Here is an 18316-nt window from a genome sequence, read left to right on the forward strand (position 1 = left end):
GTGCCGCACCCACCGGGTGCGGCACGACCGCACCGTTCTTCTACTTTCTGGAATCTCGGTACGGCGGGGGAAAGCGTATGTGCGGTTTGGCCGGAGTCGCCCGGCTCGGCGGCGGCTCGCTCGGCGACGCGGCGGACGATCTGCTGCGGCGCATGACCGGTGTGATCGCGCACCGCGGTCCCGACGGTGAGGCCTACCACCGCTCCGGCCCCGTGGGCCTGGGCTTCGTACGGCTCTCCCTGGTGGATCCGGTCGGCGGTGGTCAGCCGCTCAGCACCGAGGACGACGAGCTGGTCCTCATCGCCAACGGGGAGATCTACAACCACCGGGAACTCGCCGCCGGTCTGCCGCGGGGCACCCGGCTGCGCACCGGATCCGACTGCGAGGTGCTGCTCCACCTGTACCGGCGGGACGGCATGGCGTTCCTCGACTCGGTGCGCGGAATGTTCTCCCTCGTGCTGTGGGACCGGCGCCGGGGGCGCCTGGTCTTCGCCCGCGACCGTTTCGGCATCAAGCCGCTCTTCTACCACCGCGACAACGAGCGCATCGTCTTCTCCTCGGAGATCAAGGCGCTGTTCCAGGATGCGGCCTGCCCGCGCCGGATCGACTGGGCCGGCGCGCTGTCGGACCAGATGATGACCGGCGCCATGGTTTTCGACGACGGCCCGCCCCGGACCTGGTACGAGGAAATCGAACTCGTCCCGGCCGGCTGCGTTGTCACCTTCGATCTGAACACGGGCGACACGCGCACCCACCGGTACTGGGAATTCCCCGAGTTCGACGGATCGAGAACCGGCTCCGAGGACGAACTGGTCCGCCGGTACGGAGAAACGCTGGCCAATTCCGTCGAAGAATGCGGAATGGCTGATGTCGAGATAGGCCTCTTCCTCAGCGGCGGAATCGATTCCGCCGCCGTCGCCGCCCTCTCGGATCTGAAGCCCCGCACGTTCACGGCACTCAACGGCAGCACACTCGAGAATTCCGACGCCGAATACGGCCATCGCATCGCGGGCTGGCTCGGTCTCACCAATCACCAGGTTCTCTTCGATACGTCGTCCACGCCCGGCGTCGATGAGTGGAAGCAGTTCCTGTGGCAGCTGGAAACGCCACTCGCCGGCCCGGAGTCGTACTACAAATATGAGCTGTACCGGTACGTGGGAGCCCATGCGCCCGAGATCAAGGCGATGCTCCTCGGCGGCGGCGCCGACGAGTTCAACGGCGGCTACACGGTGTCCTTCGCGGGCGGCGGCGAGTGGCCGGACTTCGTTGCGAACGTGAATCGCATGGGGATCCGGGGCGATCAGCACCGCAAGCCGGACCTGGGCGCCTGGTGGGAGCAGTCCGACCTGCCGCTGGTCCGGGCCTCGGTACTGCGCGAGGCCGCAGGCGGCACCGCCCGCGATCCGTACGAGATGCTGCACCGCTGGAAGTACCGCGACGTGCAGCAGTACAACTGCTGGCACGAGGACCGCACGGCGGCCGGCAACGGCATCGAGGCCCGCGTTCCGTTCCTCGACCACCGTCTGGTCGAACTCATCGCCGCCGTCCCCGAGCAACTGCGCCCCCGACTCGTCTGGGACAAGCAGATCCTGCGACGGGCCATGGCCGGGATCCTTCCCGAGGAGGCCATCTCCCGCCCGAAGATCCCCTTCTTCTACGGCGAGGGCGTCCGGCACACCTACCGCACCTTCACCCGCATGCTGGCCCAGGACGGCGACCGGCTGCTGGACGAGGCGCTCAGCGGTCCCGGCGCACGCGAGCACCTCGACGCCGACAACGTCCGGGCCACGCTGCGCCGGCTGGAACAGGACCCGACGGCAGGACACGTGGAGTTCCTGCTCCATGTGGTCAACCTCGGGCTCCTGGAGCAGCTCAGCACCGACCTGCCCGCCACCCCGCTCGCGCTGGCCGCCAAGGCCCCCGTCCCGCTGTCCGTCCCGGTGACCGACTGGGACACCCAGCAGCAGGAGATCGAGGCGGCCGTCGTGCGCCGGGCGCCGGTGGACTTCGACGCGCCGGCCGAAGTCGCCGACAACGTCCTGCTGTTGCACTCCCCGGACGCCGACACGGTCTGGTACGTCGTGATCGACGGCGCGGTGGAGTTCGTGATCGACGAGACGGAGACCCCGGAGTGGTTCGGGGTGCTGCGCTCCCTGGACGGCGTGTCCAGCCTCGCCAAGATCGTCGAATCCCTGGGGCACAGCCGGGAGAGCGTCGAACCGCTGATCGCCGAGGCTCTCGAACTCGGCGTCATCCGTACGGCGGTGATCCGGTGACGACGGACACCCTGTCGACCGGCGGAGCCGGCGACACGCCGGCGACGAAGCGGCCACGGGCGGCCAAGCGGCCGTACGTGTCCACCTTCGACCTGTCGCGTTACGACTTCGACGTACGGCGCCTGACGGCCGTCTCCTGCGTGGTCGCCTTCGCCATCGGGCTGTGGAGCCTGGGCTCCACCACCCCGCGGGTGCTGGCGGTGCTGCTCGTGGTGGAGGTGGGCCTGATGATCCTGCCGTGGCGGGTGCCACGGACGATGCGCAGCGGAATCAGCTTCTGGACCGAAACCCTGGCCGGTCTGCTCGCTCCCATCGGTGCGCTCGTGCTGACCGCCGTCACCCGCCCCAACTGGCTGACCACGGGCGCCGACTGGTGGTGGTTCGTGCTGGCGGCCCTGACGTCGGCCGGTCTGATCGCGCTGAGCAACATGCGCATGAAGGCACTGCTCTCGGGCGAACTGGCTTTTGTCTTCGGTCCCACGCCGCGAGCACACGGGGCCGCCCGGGCCTTCGCCACCGCCGTCTGCCCGGTCGGCGAGGAGGCGGTGTTCCGCGCGCCGGTCCTGCTGGCCGGTGCCACCACGCCGCTGGGGCTGCTCGGTGCCATCGCGTTCGTGGCGCGCCATCACATCCAGCCGGGCACCAACCGGCGCGGGACCACTCGCTCGACGGCGGTGGAGATCTCGGCCGCCGCCACGATGCTGCTGCTGACGGTGGTGTCGGGCTCGGTCTACCCCGCTGTGCTGGCGCATGTGCTCAACAACATTCCGACCATCGTGCTGGAGCTGCAGCGCGAAGACGACGACAGAGGCTGGTCATGAAGCTCGACCTCAGCGGGTGTGTCGACGAACTGAGGCGCCGTGGCCTGGTGCCCGAGGACACCCTGACCGTATTCAACGTCGGCTCGGTGGCCCGCGGCTGGGCCAACCCGACCAGTGACTTCGACTTCTACCTGGTCTCCCGCACCGTGCCCGGCGTCGAGGGCGCCCGTACCGTGCCGGTGCCACTCGCCCACGAGACGATCAGCACCTACATGTTCCAGATGGACGGCCGCCGCTGGGAGGTCGCCTACTGGCTGGACTCGCAGGTGGACCAGATGCTCGAGAAGGTCTCCTGGGAGCAGTTCGACGCCGGTGTCTCCTCGCTGAAGGCCATGGTGGACACCGAGGAACTGTTCCTCGAGCGGATCGTGACGGGGCTGCCGCTGTTCGGCGAGGACTGGCTGAAGCGGCGCCGGGCCGAGCTCGACGAGACGGCGTACCGGGCCTTCGTCACCACCAGGTCGCTGGCGGAGGCGGACGGCAATGTCGAGGACGCCCTCGGCATGCTCGAGGTCGGGGACATCGAGAGCGCGGTGATGGCGGCCCGCAAGGCTCTCGGTCACTCCGTGGACGCCGTCCTGGAGGGCTCGGGCAACTACGGCTCGCGGACGCCGAAGTGGAGGGCACGCCGGGTCAAGGAGGCGGGGCTGGAGCTCATCCCCTTCGAGACGTTCTGGGCCCTGGAGACCATGGCCGACTACGACGCGGACGACCCCGCCGCATGGGTGCGCCGGGTCGTGACGCTGTGCAAGGACCTTTCGATCGAGGTGGAGATCTGATGCCGTCTTCCAAGTCCTTCGGCCCCGACGTCGTACCGGTCCGCAGTCTGGACGCCCGGGTGCGCAAGTTCCGCGGCAAGCTGTTCGTGGCGAACGCCTCCCTGGCCTTCGAGCTCGACGAGGTGGCGGAGTTCATCTTCAAGCAGGTGGACGGCGTGGCCACGGTGCGGCAGATCGGCGAGAAGGTCGCCGCGCAGTACGACATCTCGGTGGACGAGGCAGTGGCCGACTGCGCGGAGTTCCTCACCGAGCTCGCCGCCAGCGACATGGTCGGGTAACCGATGTGTGGCATAGTCGGCATGTTCGTCGGCTGCACGGCGCTGTCCTACTGTCCCAAGCAGCTGGTGATGGGCCTCGGCCCCGCGGACTCCGGCCCGGTGGGAGAGGCGCGGCCCGACGAAGCCGCCGAGGCCGACGAGACGGGCCAGGAGCCGGCCTACCGCAGCCCGTTCGGCAGCTGGTACGAGCGGGCGGGGGTACGGCAGGCGCCCCGGCGCCGGCTGGAGAACGACGAGCAGGGCCGGCACTACTTCTCGCCCGATCTCGTGCCGATCGCCCGCCATCCGCTGGTCAAGAACCTCCCGGCCGGCCGTTTCGAAGAGGTGCTCGTCCAGCACCTCTACCGCTACCTCGACTTCACGGCCCGCCTGGAGTACGTGGTCGTCAACCGGACCGTGCTCGGCATCGCGCAGGGCTCGATCGGTGTGCAACTGCCCGAGGAAATGCGGTTCGACGCCTACAAGATCTACTGTGACGAGGCCTACCACACCCTGTTCTCGGTGGACCTCTCCCGGCAGGTCCAGCAGCGCACCGGGATCGCGCCGCGGCTGCCCGCCGAACCGTACTTCCTGCTCCGGCTGCGGGAGATCCTGGAGGAACTCCCGTCCGAGCACCGGGCGCTGGCCGAAATGCTGTTCGTCATCGTCTCGGAGACGCTGATCTCGGCGACCCTCGCCGAGGTCCCCGAGCGGCCCGACGTGGTCGCCGCGGTCCGCGGCACCATCCGGGACCACGCCCTGGACGAGGGGCGGCACCACGCGTACTTCGCCGTGTTCCTGCGCTACCTGTGGGGGCAGCTGTCCCCGGCGGAACGGCGCTGGTCGGCCCGGCTGATCCCGCAGCTGATCGAGGCGTTCCTGCGACCCGACCTGCCCGCCGTCCGGCAGGAGCTCGCCGGGTACGGGCTGACGGCGGACGACGCGGAACGGGTCCTCGCAGAGACCTACACGCCGGAGGCCGTGCGCAGTCACCTGGCGGCGACGTCCCGGCAGACCGTCAGGTACTTCGAGGCGCTCCAGGCATTCGACGACCCGGAGGCGGCAGAGAAGATCCAGCGCCTTGGAACCCTCGTGTGACAGAGAGAAGGCCTGCAATGGGCAACAGTACGTTGGAAGACAATCAGGGGGACCTGGGGCTGCCGGTCGAGGTGCACTGCCACGGGTTCGGCGAAGTGGACTTCTCCGAGTTCGCCGCCCTCGACCTGCTCCTGCTCGACCGCAACTGCGCACAGGAGAACGTCTCCTGCATTCCCACGCTCTACCTGCGGCAGTCCAGGCTGGGCGAGTTCGAGCAGTTCATGCGGCGCTACCACGCGCTGCGCACCGCGGGCAGGCTCCCGCACATCGTGGGCATCGCGCTGGAGGGCCCGCTGCTCGCCAGTCACGGGGGCACTCCCGCCACGACGGTGTGGGCGCCGACCCGGCACGAGTGGGAGCGGCTCGCGTGCCTCGGTGATCTGGGCCTGGTGTACACGGTGATGTCCCCGGACGCGTTCACCGCCGCCTCCGGACTCCACGACAACCTGGACGACCGGCACCCGCGGTTCGACTGGATCGTGCCGCTGCTGATGGCGCACGGAGTCCGGCCCGCGCTGGGGCACTTCACCCGGGAGGACCCCAGGGGTTCGGCCGAACTGGTGCACGACATCGTGGACCTGGCCTGGCAGAGCGAGTGGACCGGCACGGGGACCCGGGTGATCACCGACCACCTCTTCAACGACATGCCGCTGAACATCCGCCACGCCTTCCGGACCTCGGCCGCACGCGCCAAGCGGGACGCCACCCTCGCCGCGTACGACCTTCCGGGCTGGACGCTGGCCGACATGGACCGGATCGCCGGCCCCGTGCCCGCCGCGATCATGCAGGAGGCGGCCGGCGGACGGATCTCGGCCTGTATCAACTTCGACGGCGAGCACGTGGACCTCGCGATCGCGACCAGGGCCGTCGAACTCATGGGCCATCGCAACTCCATGATGATGACCGACCGTTGCGATTCGGCGCGGATCGGCGGTCAGGCCCTGCACCAGACCGAGGAGAACGGCCTCTGGTACCAGGACGGAGGCATCGTCGCGGCCGGATCCCAGCCACTGGCGCGCCAGATGCGCAACGCCCGCGAGATGGGCGTCGCCGACGCGTCGCTTTGGCAGCTGGCCGCCGGTACGGCCCATCGCGCCTTCGGCACCGGCGCCCCCACGGAACTGGCCGTGGGAGCGGGAGCCGCCGCTGAGCGACACCACGGCTGACCGCCTCCACCCCGAAGCCAACCCACGAGGGAGCACTACATGCTGGACGCACTCGACCGCCTGACGGTGGACTGGTCGGACCTCCCCAAAGCACGTGCCCAGACCAGGGAGATCCTGCTCGCCCTGTCCGAGGACAAGGCCGCGCTGCGCGAACTTCTGGAGCGGTCCCGCGAGGAGGAGGACCTCTTCGACAAGTGCGAACACCACCGGCTGCTGGACAAGCTGGTCATCTACGACGCCCTCGACCGCGGTTTCCGGATCCGGGTCCACGTGTCCACCGACGACCACCGCGACCGCCCGCACGACCACCGGTTCTCGTTCACCTCGCTCATCATGCGGGGCAGCTACCGCCACGTCCGCCACCAGCTGGTGGGGCGCCCCGAGGACATCCCGGACGACGTCCAGGACGACTTCGACGCCCGCGACAGCGATCTGCGCGTCGAGCCGCGGTTCGTGACCCGCGAGGTGGCCGGCAACTGCTACACGCTGCACCACAGCGAGATCCACACCACGTTCACCACCCCGAACACCGTCTCACTCTTCCTCCGCGGCCCCGCCGAGAAGGAGCGGTCGATCATCACGGAGCGGGAGACCGGCAGGGTGTGGTGGCGCTTCGGCGAGGACAAGGAGAAGGCCGAACGCCGGGTGAGCAAGCGCATCAGCAAGCAGTACTTCGACGAGCTGACCCAGCGTCTGCAGGGCATGGAGGTCCTCTGATGACGACGACCAAGGCCGAGGCCGCAGTGCTCAGCGACGAGGGACCGCTGTCCGATGCGGACGTCGTCGCCTTCATGGACTCCCTGCCCGCCGTGCGCTGGGACGACCTCGAAGCGGCTGCCGAGGTCACGGAGCGGATCGCTCGCCGGATCGGTGACGACAAGGCCCTGCTGCGCGCTCTCGTCGACCGGGTGCGCAGGACGCCGGAACTGCGCGAGAAGTGCGAGTGCCACTCGCTCGACGACAAGATCGTGATCTGGGACGCGCCCGAGAAGGGCCTGCGCATCCGGCTGCGGCTGGCCAACACCGACCAGTACGAACGGGTGCACAACCACCGCTTCAGCTTCACCGCGTACATCCTCAGCGGTTCCTACCAGCACACCCTGTACGCGACCGACCAGCCGCTGGACGAGACCGCGGACATCACGCGGTTCTGGCCGTACTTCGTGCGTGAGGAGCCCGCCGGGCACAGCATCACGCTGCACCACGAGCAGTTGCACACCACGATCACCGAGCCCGAGACGATCTCGCTGATGATCCAGAGCCCGGCACAGAAGCGCCGTGCCTTCATCATCCGCAAGGACGGCGGCCATGTCTGGTGGCGCGAGGGCGCCGCCGACGAGTCCGCCGAGCGGCGCGCCGAAGTACGGATGACCGACGGGCGTTTCGAGCACTGGGTCGCGCGGCTGGAAGCGATCGGAGTGCTGTGAGCGTCCAGGAGAGCGTCCTGCGCTACGGTCCGTCGCCCTGGCACCGCATCGACCTCTACGGTCCCCGGGACACCGCGGCCACGTCGACGGTCGTGCTGTTCCACGGCGGCTTCTGGCGGCACGACCGCACCGCGCGCGACCTCGAGCCGCTCGCGGTCGCGCTGGTCCGCCGCAACCGGGCCGTCGCCGTCGTCGAGTACCGGCCGGTGTGGGACGGCGGCGCCTGGCCGGGTGCCGCCGAGGACGGCGTCGCGGCGCTGGACGCTCTCTCGGCACTCGACCCCGCGTGGGACGAGGCCGTGCTCGCCGGCCACTCGGCAGGCGCCCACCTGGCGATGGCCGCGGTGGCCGGGCGGGGCGCCGGTCGCAGGCTCGTCCTGCCGGCCCCGGTGGTCGACCTGGCGCGTGCCGAGGCGCTCGGCGTCGGCGGGGGAGCCGTCGGTCACTTCGCGGGCCCGCACCTGAGGGCGGGCGGCACGCTGGAGGGGGCCACGCCCCGCCCGGACCGTACGGACGTGGCCCGGCTCGTCGTCGTACGGGCGGCCGACGACCAGGCCGTACCGGACGCGCTGACGGACGCCCAGCTCGACCAGTGGTGTGCGGACGGTCTGGAGCCGGAGCACCGGAGCGTGCCGGATGCCCGGCACATGCACCTGGTCAACCCCGAACGGCCCGGCTGCGCGGTCACGCTCGAACTGCTCACCGAGTCCGCCGGAGCCGCGGTATGAGCGCGGCACCGCACGGGACGACCGCGCTCGGGCCGCTGCGTCCGTCCGGCCCACTGCGGATCGCCGTCCTGGTCTCCGCGACCGGCGCGAACCTGGGCACGCTGCTGAGCCTGCGGGACCGGGAGCCGGCCGCCTTCCAGGTCTGCCTGGTGGCCTCCCACGGCAGCAGGGCCAAGGCCCTGGACGTCGCCCGGGACGCCGGTGTGGAGACCTGGACCGGCGACTTCGACGCGTACTGCGGGTTCGCCTCCAGGGCCGACGGGGCGCAGGGACGGCTCCGGTACCGGCAGCGTGCCCGGGAGTGGCACGACGCGCTGGACCGACGCATCGCGGCCTGGGAGGCCGAGCACGGGGCGCTGGACCTCGTCGTGCTCGCCTACCACCGCTGGATCGAGGGCAACCTCCTCGACCGGTACGCCGGCCGCATGATCAACCAGCATCCGGGCGACCTCTCGGTGCTGGACGGCGACGGCCGGCGGCTGCTCGTCGGCAACGACCCGGTCCGGCTCGCCATGGCGGCGGGCCACACCGCTACCCGGACCTCCTGCTTCGTCGTCGACGGCAGCCAGGACGGCGGGGCGGTGCTCTGCATGGGCCCGCCGGTGGCGGTCGAGGAGCGCCGGGCCACTCCGGAGGACGCCTGGGAACAGGAACTGCTCCAGAAGACCGTCAGTGACCGGCCCTGCCTGGAGTGGACGGTGCGTGCGTTCGCGGCCGGACGCCTGGCCCTCGCCGACGGCACCCACGAGGACGGCAGCCGGATCGTCCTGGTCGACGGCCGGCCCACACCTCTCGGCGGAAGGAGACTCGGATGAGGACGGCACCGGCGGCACCCGGCTCGGCGGCACCCGGCTCGGCGGTGGCCTCGACGGCGCTGGACACCCTCACGGCGGACCCCGCCAAGCGCGAGGTCTACCGCTACGACACCTACGCCCGGGAGGGCCTGCGGGCCTTCGCGGGGATGACCGCGCTGCGCCGGAGCCACGACGTCACCTTCGTCGTACTCAAGCCGGACGCCGTCGCGGGCCGGCGGTGTGAACTGATCCTGCGCATTCTGCGCGAGGAGGGCTGGGTCCCGGCCGCGGCCACCACCGTCCGCTTCGACCCGCTGCTCACCCGCGAGTTGTGGCGCTACCAGTTCAACGCGGCCTCCGCCCAGCGCATCGACGTGGTCGACCACCTGCTCGGCTCAGGCCCCTCCCTGCTGGTGCTGCTGCACGACACCCGGCGCCCCGCCTGGATGCCGGCCAGCGTCCGGCTGACCGCGGCGAAGGGCTCCGCCGACCCCGAGGCGGCCCGACACGGGGACCTGCGGACCCGGATCGGACGGATCAACGGGCTGTTCAACTTCGTGCACACCGCCGACGACCCGGCGGACGTGATACGCGAACTGCAGCTCTTCTCCTACCGAACGGGCTGGGACTGGTGCCGTGACGCGCTGTCCGGGACGGGGTCCTGGGACACCGGACGACCGCAGGCGGAGGACCCCGCGCACGCCCTTCTGGACACCGTCCACGCCGCGATCCCCGCCCACGACCTCGACGTCACCGCGGCCCTGCGCCGGCTGTCCGCGGGGTCCGGCCGGTGGGCCGCGCTCGCCCGGGCTGCGGGCACCCCGGACCGGATCGGAGAGTGGCTCGCCGAGCTGCGGCGCGGCCCGGTGACGGACGAAGCCGCCCGGTGGGACGTGCTCACCGTGGTCACCCAATGGATCGACTGCAACGAGGCGGGAGTCGCCCCGATCCTGCCCACCTCGTCGGCCGCGGCCTGGCGCGCCGCCGCGGGCGGACAGCCGACAGCAGAGCAGGAGGCCGAACCGTGCCGGGTGTGACCAACGGCGCCGCGGTACCGCCGTTCGCCGGCGCGGGGAACCTGATCTACCGCTCCGCGGTGGTGCCCCGGTTCGTACGGGGCTCCGGATGCTTCCTGGAGGCCGACGACGGCCGCCGCTACCTGGACGCGGAGGCCGCGAACGGCACGGTGGCCCTGGGCTACGACGCGTCGATCCTGCAGGAGGCCGCGCGCCGCTGCCTCGATTTGCCCGCGCTGCCCTCGTTCTGCGAATCCCCGCTGCGGCTGGGGGTGCTCGAACGCCTGGAGCGGCTCTTCTCGGATGTGCTGGGGACACCGGGGCGCGTCGAACTGGACCTCGGCGGGGCCCAGGGCATGGAGACCGCGCTGCGGATCGCCTTCAGTGCCAACGGCCCGGGAACGGTCGTGGTGTTCGAGGGTGCCTTCCACGGACGGTCCGGGATCACCAGCATGCTCAGCGCCAGCCCACGCTACCGGGAACTGCTTGCCGCGTGGGGGCTGGAGGTCGTACGGCTGCCCAGCCCCGACTGCCGGACCTGTCCGCACGCCGCCGCCTCCCAGGACGGCTGCCGGACCGGCTGCGTCGGCGCGGTGACCCGTTGGGGTTCCGAGCTGTCGGGCGTCGGCGGACCCGGCTTCGGGCGCAAGGCATCGGCGTTCGTCTTCGAGGCCGTGCAGAACGTGGGCGGCATGGTGGTCCCCGACCCCGGACTGCTTCGGGCGGCCGTCGCGCACGCGCGTGCCCAGGGGGCCGTGGTCATCGCCGACGAGATCTTCACCGGCATGCACCGGGTCGGTCCGCGGTGGGGCTTCGAACTGGCCGGTGTCGAGCCCGACGTCGTCGTGACCAGCAAGGGGCTGAGCAACGGCGGGGCGGCGCTGAGCGCGGTATGGGCACGTGAGCCGCTGGCCGACGCCGACCACTACCCGCCCGGCAGCCATTCCTCCACGTTCGTCGGCATCCCGCACGCACTGGCCGTGGTCGACACCGTGCTGGACCGCTGGGAGGGATGGAAGTCCGTACGGTCGGACGTGGCCGCACTGGCCGAGGGCCTGCGGACCCGGCTGACCGGACTGGCCGCCGACCACCCCGCCGTGATCGACCGGGTGGACGCCACGGGCGGCACCGCGCGCATCGTGCTCAGCGGACCGCACGCCCCGCGGCTGCGGCAGCTCTGCGCCACGGCGCATCCGGATCTCGGCCTGCTGGTCGCAGCCACGGGCATGGCACCGGACGTGATCAACATCCATCCCCCGCTGGTCATCACCCCGGACGAACTCGACCGGATGACCGAGGTGCTGGATCTGGCGCTCGGTGTCCTGGACGGGGAGCGGCCGCATGCGTGACACCGACGATCCGGTGGTCTGCGTCTGTATGGAGGTCACGGAGAGCGAGCTGGTGGCGGCACTGGAACAGGGCCACCGTGACCTGCCGGCACTGCGCGCGGCGACCGGCGCGAACTCCGGCTGCGGTGACTGCGCGGCCGACATCGAGGAGCTCGTGGAGTTCGCGGGCGGAGGGACTGGGGGGTGTGCGTGGTGACGTACCCGGTGGAACTCGTGGTCTTCGACAACGACGGGGTGCTCGTCGACTCCGAGCGGCTGGCCAACGCGCTGCTGGCGGAGATGCTCACCGAGGCGGGGCTGCCCACCACGCTGGAGGAGAGCATCCGGACGTACATGGGCGGCTCGTTCGCCCGGGTCCGGCAGCTGGCCGAGGAGCGCCTGGGGCGTGAGCTGCCCGCCGGCTTCCAGGAGCGTTACCGGCAGCGCCTGTTCGACGCGCTGGGCAGCCGACTGCGGCCGGTGGCCGGTGCGCACGAGCTCCTGGAGTCACTGTCGGCAGGGGGCACACGGTTCTGCGTGGCCTCCAGCTCGCAGCGCGACCGGCTCGAACTGACCCTGCGCGTGACCGGCCTCGCTCCGCTGCTCGCGGACCGGGTGTTCAGCGCGGACGAGGTCGCCGAGGGCAAACCGGCCCCCGACCTGTTCCTGCACGCGGCGGACCGGATGGCGGCCGATCCCGCCACCACGCTGGTGGTGGAGGACAGCCCACTGGGCGTGCAGGCCGCCCGAGCCGCGGGGATGCGCGTGGTCGGCTTCGCCGCGACGACCCCGGCCGAGCGGCTCGCCGAGGCGGACCACGTCATCACCTCGCTGGCACAGCTGCCCGCACTGATCAACGTACCGGCACGCCGGTGAGCCGCACGCCGGTGAGCCGCCTGCCGATGACCGGCGCACCCCCGACGACTGGTGCGCCCATGACCGGCACCCCGACGACCGACGTGCCGATGACCGGCACCCCGATGACCGTTGTGCCGGCGCGCGGCACCTCGGCAACCGGCGATTCCATGAGAAGGCACGTTCCATGATTCTGGTGATACCCGCCGAGGACGACCTCACGGTCACCGTCGTTCTGCCGACAGGCGTCCGCGATCACGACGCCGCCACAGCCGCGGCCCTCGCCCCGCTGGCCCACGGTGTGCTCACCGGGGCACCGGGCACCGACGGCACACCCCTGGCGGACCTGCTGGCCGGGCACGGCGCCGTCGTCCGCGCCGACGTCGGCCACGAGACGCTCACGTTCCAGTGCCGGATGCCCGCCGCCGCCGTCGCGGACTGTCTGCCGCTCTTCCTGACGGCCGTGACCCGGCCCGCCCTCGGCACCTACGGCGAGGTTCCGGGCGAGGCGCCGGGCGAGGAGCCGTGCGCGGCCCGCACCCGGCTGAGGGAACTCCTCTTCGGTGAGCACCCGCTGGCACGCCCGACCTCCCGCCGGGGTGGCGCACCGGCTTCCGGCCGCGGCGGCACACCGGACCTTTCCGCGGTGCACCGGGACGTCATGGCGAGCGGTGCCCCGGTCGTCGTCGTGGCGGGCCCCGAGACGCTGGTGCCGCAGGCGCTGGGCGTGCTGGAAGCACCCGAGGGGAGCCTGCCGGAATCCGCTCCCGGGTCCCAGGCGGTCATGAAGCGCGAGGCACCGCCCATGGAGACCGTCTCCTCCGGCGGAGTGAACCTGAGGGCCGCCGGTGCCGCCGCACGCGCCCGGGTGGCGGCGGGCGGTATCACCGCCGCGCGGAGGGCACCGGCCTCGGCCGCCGCGCGCGTGCTCGCCGAACTGTTCGGTCCGGGGGACGCCTCCCTGCTGCGGAGCACCTTGTACACGGACATCGGCATCGACTGCGAGCTGGAGGCCACCTACGAGGGCTACCAGGACTGCGGCCTGTGGCAGACCCGGCTGGATCTCGACACCGACTGGGTCGCCACGGCGGAGTCCCTGGTCCGCGAGCTGCTGGAGTTCATCGCGTCCGGCCGGCTCGACGAGGCTGCCTTCCAGGCGGCACGGGCGGCGGCCCGCGAACGGGCCGGGGCCGAGGCGTCCGACGTGCCGCTCGCCTCCTACCGGGCCGCCCTCGCCGCCCTCGACGGCGGGGAGCCCGAAGACCTGGTCCTGGGCGTGGGGCGGGTGACCCCGGGCGAGCTCGCGTCGGCGGCCGCCCGCGTGCTCCGTACCTACGCGGTCGCCGTCGTCTGAGCGATGTGGCGTCCCCCGAAGCAGAGTTGGAGAGTGGAGAAATGGATCGTGATCTGACCCGGCTGCAGCGGCTCGACTGGTCGCGGATCGAGGTGGCGGAGCACGTGGCCGGCCAGGTGACCCACCGGGTGGGCAGCCCCGGCGCCCTGCGCGAACTGATCGACAACGCCCTGGACGACGCCCAGTTGCTGAACCTGTCGGAGCGCCAGTGGTGGGGCGACCGGATCGTGCTGTTCGACGATCCCGACAGCATGCTGCGCATTCGTCTGCACCGCTTCGACCAGGGAACCCACTTTCCGCACAGCCACCGCTGGCCCTTCCACACCCGGATCCTCAAGGGCCGTTATCTGCACCGCCTGTACGGGCCGGAGACGTATGTGCGGGCCCAGTTGGAGAGCGACGGTGCCCAGCCGCTGGTACCGAACACCATCCGGACCGAGGGCGAGGGCGACTCCTACGTCATCGATCAGCACATGGTGCACTCGGTCACGTCGGCCACGAACACCTTCTCCCTGGTCATCCAGGGGCCGCGGCTGAAGACGCAGTCGCTGCGCACGGCACAGGACGGGTCGATCATCTGGAAGGGCGGCCGGTCGACCGAGACCAAGGCCGCCGTGGAGCAGGTCGAGATGCCCAAGGACCGGTTGCTGGAGGTGCGTGAACTCGCCCTGCGGTCGGGTGTGATCGACCGCTGAGGGATCCGCCCGGGGCGCGGACCGACACAGGCCCGCGCCCGGGGTCCCTTTCTCGCGGCCTTCTCTCGGTCTTCTCTCGGTCTTCTCTCGGTCTTCTCTCGGTTTTTCTCAGCCGACGGTCGCGACGAAGAGCGTCGCGTCACCCGCGGCCGTCACCGTGCCGTCCGCGGCGGACAGGAAGCACGAGTCGCCACGGGAGAGCTTGAGTTCGCCGCCGTCGCCGGCCCGCAGCACCGCGGCGCCCTCGACGCACAGCGCGATCCTCGGCCCGCCCGCCGGCACCTCGACCGGCTCGCCGTCGAGGCTGAACCGGTACAGCCGGAACTCGGGCGCCGTGGAGTCGTACACGCTCACGGCCGTTGAACCCGGCAGCGGCCGCGGCGGCAGGACCGGCACCTCGACGGCCGGATCGACGATGCGGAGCAACTCGGGCACGTTCATGTGCTTCGAGGTCAGCCCGGCGCGCAGCACATTGTCCGAGTTGGCGAGCAGCTCCACGCCGACGCCCTTGATGTAGGCGTGCAGCCCTCCGGCCGGCATGAACAGGGCCTCACCGGGCTCCAGAACCAAGTGCCGGAACAGCAGTGAGGCGAGCAGACCGATGTCTCCGGGGTGGTCGGCGGACATCCGTACCACCGCGTCGCACGCCGCGGCGTGCGTACCGCCCTCGGCCGCCACCCGCCCGCAGGCGGTCACCACGGTGTCGATCAGCCGGTCCCGTTCCGCCTCCGGCCAGGTCAGTACCAGCCGGAGCGCCTCCGTCAGGCGTTCCGGCCCGCCACCGGCGCGCAGCACGCCGCTCACGCTGCGCAGCTCCGGCAGACCCAGTACGTCGAGCACGGCCGCGGCATCGGCAGCCTCCCGGAACCCCGCCAGCACCTCGAACGGTGTCAGTGCGCACAGGATCTCCGGCTTCGGCCAGTCGTCCACATAGGTCCGGGCGCCGTCGCGGCCCCGCTCCGCGGCGAAACCGGCCTCGGCCTGCGCCCGGTCGGGATGGACCTGGATGGACAGCGCCTTCTCGGCGGCCAGGATCTTCAGCAGGAAGGGCAGCCGTCCGCCGAAGCGGTCCCGGCACTCGGCCCCCAGCTCCCGCCCCGGATCCGCGGCCACCACGACGTCGAGCGTCGTCTCGCGTCCCTCACGCGTGACCCCGGACGGAGCCGACGGATGAGCCCCCATCCACAACTCCGCCTCGGGTCCGGCGGAGGGCACCGGGCGCCCCTGGAAACCGGCGATGACATGCCTGGAGCCCCACGCGTAGGGCTGGACGACTGGCCTGAGGAGATCCATGGGATCAACGTATCGTCATCGCTGCCCGCGTGATGATGAACTGCCAGGCCCACCGGTCCGCCGATGCCGATCGGGGCAGCCGGGTGCCCCGGGGCCGGGCTGCGGCGGACGAGGCTGTCCGTGCGCGCCTTGAAGGTGTACGTCCAGGTCGAGCCCTGGGGGTCGGTCACGGTGTTGAGGCGGCGTTCGGTGTCGTGGGTGAAGGTGTAGCCGGCGCCGTCGGGGGTGGTGCGGGAGGCGAGGAGGTCGAAGGGGCCGTAGGTGAGGGTGGTCACGCCACCGAGCGGATCGGTGAGCGCGAGCGGGCGGCCGAAGGCGTCTCGGGTGCAGATGGTGGTCCCGCCGTGGGCGTCGGTGACCGAGACCGGGAGACCGGCCGCGTCCGCGTCGATGGACAGCGTCGTGCCGAGGGGATCGGTGACCCCGATGTTTCTCCGGCGTCGGTCTGGCCGCCCCCACGGCCGGCACCCGCACGGACAAGCCGCTGCTGACGTTGAAGGGGGGAAGCGGCCGGACGGCGCCGACTACGACGACGCTCCGCCCATGGCCAGCGCGGTTCGCGCCAGCCCGCGCAGCCAGGCGTGGGCGTGGTCGGTGTCGTAGCGCTGATGCCATGACAGGTATATCGGTGCCGACGGCAGTTCGAGGGGGAGGGGGAGCACGACCAGGCCGAGGTCGGCGACCGCTGACCGTGTGGTGGCTTCGGGGACGCTGATCAGGAGATCGGAGCCGCGCGCGAACTCCAGCGCGGCCGCTTCGGTGGGCGCGGTCGCCACCACGCGGCGGGTGAGGCCGAGCCGTGCGAGGGCGTCGTCGATGGCATTGCTGAGGTTTCCACGTCGCGAGACGGCCACGTGCTCAGCGGCGGCGTACCGCTGTGCGGTGACGGTCCTGACGCGGGTGAGGGGATGCCCCTGCCTCACGACGATGACGAGGGGGGTCTCGCCCACGTTCTCGGCACGGATGTCCGGTGCGCTCGGGCGGTTGGCGTTCGCCTCCAGGTCCACCTCGCCGCGCCGCAACTCGGGGGTGTCGATGCTCGATTCCGCGACGAAGCGCAATCGCACGCCCGGCGCCTGACCGCGCACGGCCGAGAGCAGTGCGGGGCCGCTCAAGGCGACCAGGGAATCATGCCAGCGGAGTGTGAAGGTGCGCTCCAACGTTGCCAGATCGAGTTCACGGCTCGGTGCCAGCACCCCTTGGACCTGGTGCAGCAGCTCGTGCACCTGTTCCCGGACGGCGATCGCGTACGGCGTCGGGGTCATCGTGCGGCCGGTGCGCACCAGGATCTGATCCCCGGTCGTGCGCCGGATTCGGCCCAGGCTCCGGCTCATCGCGGGGGCGGTGACATGCATGCGTGCGGCCGCCCCGGCCACACTGCCCTCCTCCAGCAGCGCGTCGAGCGCGGCCAGCAGGTTCAAATCCAATTGCATGTGAGTAATCCTAGCCGTGCTTTACATGCATTTGAAGTTAATCAAGGGGCTGTATACCTTCGAGACCGGAGCGCTGGACAGAGCCCACAGTTCGGCCCGAACGGCCCCATCACCTCCTTCTCAAAAGGGAGTTCACCGTGCCCGAAATGCTTCAGACCACCGACGTCGCCGCCTCCGACGCCGACCTGCTCGGTCAGACCGCGATCGCCGTGCGCGCGGCCGGTTCGGCGCTGCGCGAGCGCTTCGGCGAGGTGGTCCGCTACCAGACCCGCGAAGAGCTGATGCGCGCGCTCGCCGCCAACGACGACACGGCCCTCGACATCCTGCGCCCCCGCCTTGCGCGCCTGCGCCCGGATGCCGGCTGGGTGGAGGACGAACTGGACGGCGGGGCGCTCCCGCCCGGCGAATGGTGGGTCGTGGATCCGGCCGAAGGCAACGTCAACCACCTGCACGCCCTGCCGGAGTGGGCGGTGACCGCCACCCTCGTGCGTGAGAACCAGCCGGTGCTCACCGCGGTCCACCTGCCGTTGACCGGCGAGACCTATACCGCGCTCTCCGGCGCGGGAGCCCACCTCGACGGCCGGCCGCTGTACGTCTCCCGGACCGCGGACCTCGGCCTGAGCATCGTGGCCACCAGCCAGGCCCGGCCGGACGAGGACGAGAAGGTCGTGCGGCGCGTCGGCTCCTCGATCACCGCGATGCTCTTCGACGCGCTCGTCGTCCGCACCGCCGTGCCCGCGACCCTGCACCTGCTGAACGTGGCCGCCGGCCGGATCGACGCCTTCTGGCAGTTCGCCGGCGCCCGCGCGGACCTGCTGCCGGGGGCGCTGCTCGTCACCGAGGCCGGCGGACAGATCTCCGACGCCGAGGGCCGCCCCTGGACCCCGCAGAGCGAGAGCCTCCTGGCCGCCGCGCCCGGCGTCCACGCCGAGGCCGTCGCCACGCTCTCACGCTGACCGCGCACCACAATCTGCACGCACGGAAGGACCAGATCAG

The 18316-nt window shown here is 71.2% G+C and carries 20 protein-coding genes and 1 pseudogene; 17 read left to right on the forward strand and 4 right to left on the reverse strand.

Going from position 1 to position 18316, the window contains the following annotated elements; all coding sequences use genetic code 11:
• From asnB to AB0A61_RS22795, 14 genes are all read left to right on the forward strand, one after another.
• On the forward strand, nucleotides 1-2276 hold a 2276-nt coding region (asnB, locus tag AB0A61_RS22730), incomplete at its 5' end, for an asparagine synthase (glutamine-hydrolyzing) (RefSeq protein ID WP_361294979.1).
• Nucleotides 2273-3097 carry a hypothetical protein gene (locus AB0A61_RS22735; RefSeq protein WP_361294982.1) on the forward strand — a complete coding sequence of 275 codons (825 nt, stop codon included), beginning with the start codon at nucleotides 2273-2275 and terminating at the stop codon, nucleotides 3095-3097. The genes asnB and AB0A61_RS22735, both read left to right, overlap by 4 nt.
• On the forward strand, nucleotides 3094-3876 hold the full coding sequence (locus AB0A61_RS22740; RefSeq protein ID WP_361294985.1) for a hypothetical protein: 783 nt from the start codon (nucleotides 3094-3096) through the stop codon (nucleotides 3874-3876). The genes AB0A61_RS22735 and AB0A61_RS22740 overlap by 4 nt, the downstream gene beginning before the upstream one ends.
• The gene (locus AB0A61_RS22745; RefSeq protein ID WP_361294988.1) at nucleotides 3876-4154 is read left to right on the forward strand and encodes a PqqD family protein; all 279 of its coding nucleotides are present in this window, start codon (nucleotides 3876-3878) and stop codon (nucleotides 4152-4154) included. The genes AB0A61_RS22740 and AB0A61_RS22745 overlap by 1 nt, the downstream gene beginning before the upstream one ends.
• A 3-nt stretch (nucleotides 4155-4157) precedes the next feature.
• Nucleotides 4158-5231, forward strand: a complete 1074-nt coding sequence (locus AB0A61_RS22750; RefSeq protein WP_361294991.1) for a diiron oxygenase — start codon at nucleotides 4158-4160, stop codon at nucleotides 5229-5231.
• A gap of 17 nt (nucleotides 5232-5248) precedes the next feature.
• Nucleotides 5249-6397: a hypothetical protein gene (locus AB0A61_RS22755; RefSeq protein ID WP_361294993.1), complete on the forward strand. Its 1149-nt coding sequence runs from the start codon at nucleotides 5249-5251 to the stop codon at nucleotides 6395-6397.
• A gap of 39 nt (nucleotides 6398-6436) precedes the next feature.
• Nucleotides 6437-7114 carry a hypothetical protein gene (locus AB0A61_RS22760; protein WP_361294996.1) on the forward strand — a complete coding sequence of 226 codons (678 nt, stop codon included), beginning with the start codon at nucleotides 6437-6439 and terminating at the stop codon, nucleotides 7112-7114.
• Nucleotides 7114-7824, forward strand: a complete 711-nt coding sequence (locus AB0A61_RS22765) for a hypothetical protein (RefSeq protein WP_361294998.1) — start codon at nucleotides 7114-7116, stop codon at nucleotides 7822-7824. Before AB0A61_RS22760 ends, AB0A61_RS22765 begins: the two co-directional genes overlap by 1 nt.
• On the forward strand, nucleotides 7821-8552 hold the full coding sequence (locus AB0A61_RS22770; protein WP_361295001.1) for an alpha/beta hydrolase: 732 nt from the start codon (nucleotides 7821-7823) through the stop codon (nucleotides 8550-8552). Before AB0A61_RS22765 ends, AB0A61_RS22770 begins: the two co-directional genes overlap by 4 nt.
• Nucleotides 8549-9367 carry a formyltransferase family protein gene (locus AB0A61_RS22775; protein WP_361295004.1) on the forward strand — a complete coding sequence of 273 codons (819 nt, stop codon included), beginning with the start codon at nucleotides 8549-8551 and terminating at the stop codon, nucleotides 9365-9367. Before AB0A61_RS22770 ends, AB0A61_RS22775 begins: the two co-directional genes overlap by 4 nt.
• The gene (locus AB0A61_RS22780) at nucleotides 9364-10383 is read left to right on the forward strand and encodes a nucleoside-diphosphate kinase (RefSeq protein WP_361295007.1); all 1020 of its coding nucleotides are present in this window, start codon (nucleotides 9364-9366) and stop codon (nucleotides 10381-10383) included. The genes AB0A61_RS22775 and AB0A61_RS22780 overlap by 4 nt, the downstream gene beginning before the upstream one ends.
• Nucleotides 10371-11711: an aminotransferase class III-fold pyridoxal phosphate-dependent enzyme gene (locus tag AB0A61_RS22785; protein ID WP_361295010.1), complete on the forward strand. Its 1341-nt coding sequence runs from the start codon at nucleotides 10371-10373 to the stop codon at nucleotides 11709-11711. Before AB0A61_RS22780 ends, AB0A61_RS22785 begins: the two co-directional genes overlap by 13 nt.
• Entirely contained in the window at nucleotides 11704-11907 is a 204-nt protein-coding gene (locus tag AB0A61_RS22790) for a (2Fe-2S)-binding protein (RefSeq protein ID WP_361295013.1), read from the forward strand. The genes AB0A61_RS22785 and AB0A61_RS22790 overlap by 8 nt, the downstream gene beginning before the upstream one ends.
• Nucleotides 11904-12566, forward strand: a complete 663-nt coding sequence (locus AB0A61_RS22795; RefSeq protein ID WP_361295016.1) for an HAD family phosphatase — start codon at nucleotides 11904-11906, stop codon at nucleotides 12564-12566. The genes AB0A61_RS22790 and AB0A61_RS22795 overlap by 4 nt, the downstream gene beginning before the upstream one ends.
• On the opposite strand, the gene AB0A61_RS22800 is transcribed toward AB0A61_RS22795, so the two are convergent.
• Entirely contained in the window at nucleotides 12544-12717 is a 174-nt protein-coding gene (locus AB0A61_RS22800) for a hypothetical protein (RefSeq protein ID WP_361295019.1), read from the reverse strand. The genes AB0A61_RS22795 and AB0A61_RS22800 overlap by 23 nt on opposite strands.
• A gap of 15 nt (nucleotides 12718-12732) precedes the next feature.
• On the opposite strand from AB0A61_RS22800, the gene AB0A61_RS22805 reads away from it, so the two are divergent.
• Together AB0A61_RS22805 and AB0A61_RS22810 are read left to right on the forward strand one after the other, a co-directional pair.
• Nucleotides 12733-13899, forward strand: a complete 1167-nt coding sequence (locus AB0A61_RS22805) for an insulinase family protein (protein WP_361295022.1) — start codon at nucleotides 12733-12735, stop codon at nucleotides 13897-13899.
• Between the two features lie 41 nt (nucleotides 13900-13940).
• The gene (locus AB0A61_RS22810) at nucleotides 13941-14594 is read left to right on the forward strand and encodes a hypothetical protein (protein WP_361295025.1); all 654 of its coding nucleotides are present in this window, start codon (nucleotides 13941-13943) and stop codon (nucleotides 14592-14594) included.
• A 108-nt stretch (nucleotides 14595-14702) separates the two neighbouring features.
• Here the strand turns inward: AB0A61_RS22810 and manA are convergent, their stop codons facing one another.
• From manA to AB0A61_RS22825, 3 genes and pseudogenes are all read right to left on the reverse strand, one after another.
• Nucleotides 14703-15887, reverse strand: coding sequence for a mannose-6-phosphate isomerase, class I (gene manA / locus AB0A61_RS22815; protein WP_361295028.1), 1185 nt, complete (start codon nucleotides 15885-15887; stop codon nucleotides 14703-14705).
• A 158-nt stretch (nucleotides 15888-16045) separates the two neighbouring features.
• A pseudogene (locus tag AB0A61_RS22820) lies at nucleotides 16046-16315 on the reverse strand (hypothetical protein); the annotation flags it as partial.
• 96 nt (nucleotides 16316-16411) lie between these two features.
• Entirely contained in the window at nucleotides 16412-17320 is a 909-nt protein-coding gene (locus AB0A61_RS22825; RefSeq protein ID WP_361295031.1) for a LysR family transcriptional regulator, read from the reverse strand.
• Nucleotides 17321-17457: 137 nt separating this feature from the next.
• Here AB0A61_RS22825 and AB0A61_RS22830 point away from each other — a divergent pair, with 137 nt between their 5' ends.
• Nucleotides 17458-18276, forward strand: a complete 819-nt coding sequence (locus AB0A61_RS22830) for a 3'(2'),5'-bisphosphate nucleotidase CysQ (RefSeq protein ID WP_361295034.1) — start codon at nucleotides 17458-17460, stop codon at nucleotides 18274-18276.
• Nucleotides 18277-18316 lie beyond the last annotated feature (40 nt).

The organism is Streptomyces sp. NPDC046197, assembly GCF_040646295.1.
Taxonomy (GTDB): Bacteria; Actinomycetota; Actinomycetes; order Streptomycetales; family Streptomycetaceae; genus Streptomyces.

What these genes read in the sequence shown, in the direction of transcription:
- AB0A61_RS22805 (WP_361295022.1), top strand. Translation starts at nt 12,733, where the DNA reads ATGATTCTGGTGATACCCGCCGAGGACGACCTCACGGTCACCGTCGTT.
- AB0A61_RS22780 (WP_361295007.1), top strand. Translation starts at nt 9,364, where the DNA reads ATGAGGACGGCACCGGCGGCACCCGGCTCGGCGGCACCCGGCTCGGCG.
- AB0A61_RS22745 (WP_361294988.1), top strand. Translation starts at nt 3,876, where the DNA reads ATGCCGTCTTCCAAGTCCTTCGGCCCCGACGTCGTACCGGTCCGCAGT.
- AB0A61_RS22765 (WP_361294998.1), top strand. Translation starts at nt 7,114, where the DNA reads ATGACGACGACCAAGGCCGAGGCCGCAGTGCTCAGCGACGAGGGACCG.
- AB0A61_RS22750 (WP_361294991.1), top strand. Translation starts at nt 4,158, where the DNA reads ATGTGTGGCATAGTCGGCATGTTCGTCGGCTGCACGGCGCTGTCCTAC.
- AB0A61_RS22760 (WP_361294996.1), top strand. Translation starts at nt 6,437, where the DNA reads ATGCTGGACGCACTCGACCGCCTGACGGTGGACTGGTCGGACCTCCCC.
- AB0A61_RS22810 (WP_361295025.1), top strand. Translation starts at nt 13,941, where the DNA reads ATGGATCGTGATCTGACCCGGCTGCAGCGGCTCGACTGGTCGCGGATC.
- AB0A61_RS22740 (WP_361294985.1), top strand. Translation starts at nt 3,094, where the DNA reads ATGAAGCTCGACCTCAGCGGGTGTGTCGACGAACTGAGGCGCCGTGGC.
- AB0A61_RS22800 (WP_361295019.1), bottom strand. Translation starts at nt 12,717, where the DNA reads ATGGAATCGCCGGTTGCCGAGGTGCCGCGCGCCGGCACAACGGTCATC.
- manA (WP_361295028.1), bottom strand. Translation starts at nt 15,887, where the DNA reads ATGGATCTCCTCAGGCCAGTCGTCCAGCCCTACGCGTGGGGCTCCAGG.
- AB0A61_RS22755 (WP_361294993.1), top strand. Translation starts at nt 5,249, where the DNA reads ATGGGCAACAGTACGTTGGAAGACAATCAGGGGGACCTGGGGCTGCCG.
- AB0A61_RS22790 (WP_361295013.1), top strand. Translation starts at nt 11,704, where the DNA reads ATGCGTGACACCGACGATCCGGTGGTCTGCGTCTGTATGGAGGTCACG.
- AB0A61_RS22825 (WP_361295031.1), bottom strand. Translation starts at nt 17,320, where the DNA reads ATGCAATTGGATTTGAACCTGCTGGCCGCGCTCGACGCGCTGCTGGAG.
- AB0A61_RS22775 (WP_361295004.1), top strand. Translation starts at nt 8,549, where the DNA reads ATGAGCGCGGCACCGCACGGGACGACCGCGCTCGGGCCGCTGCGTCCG.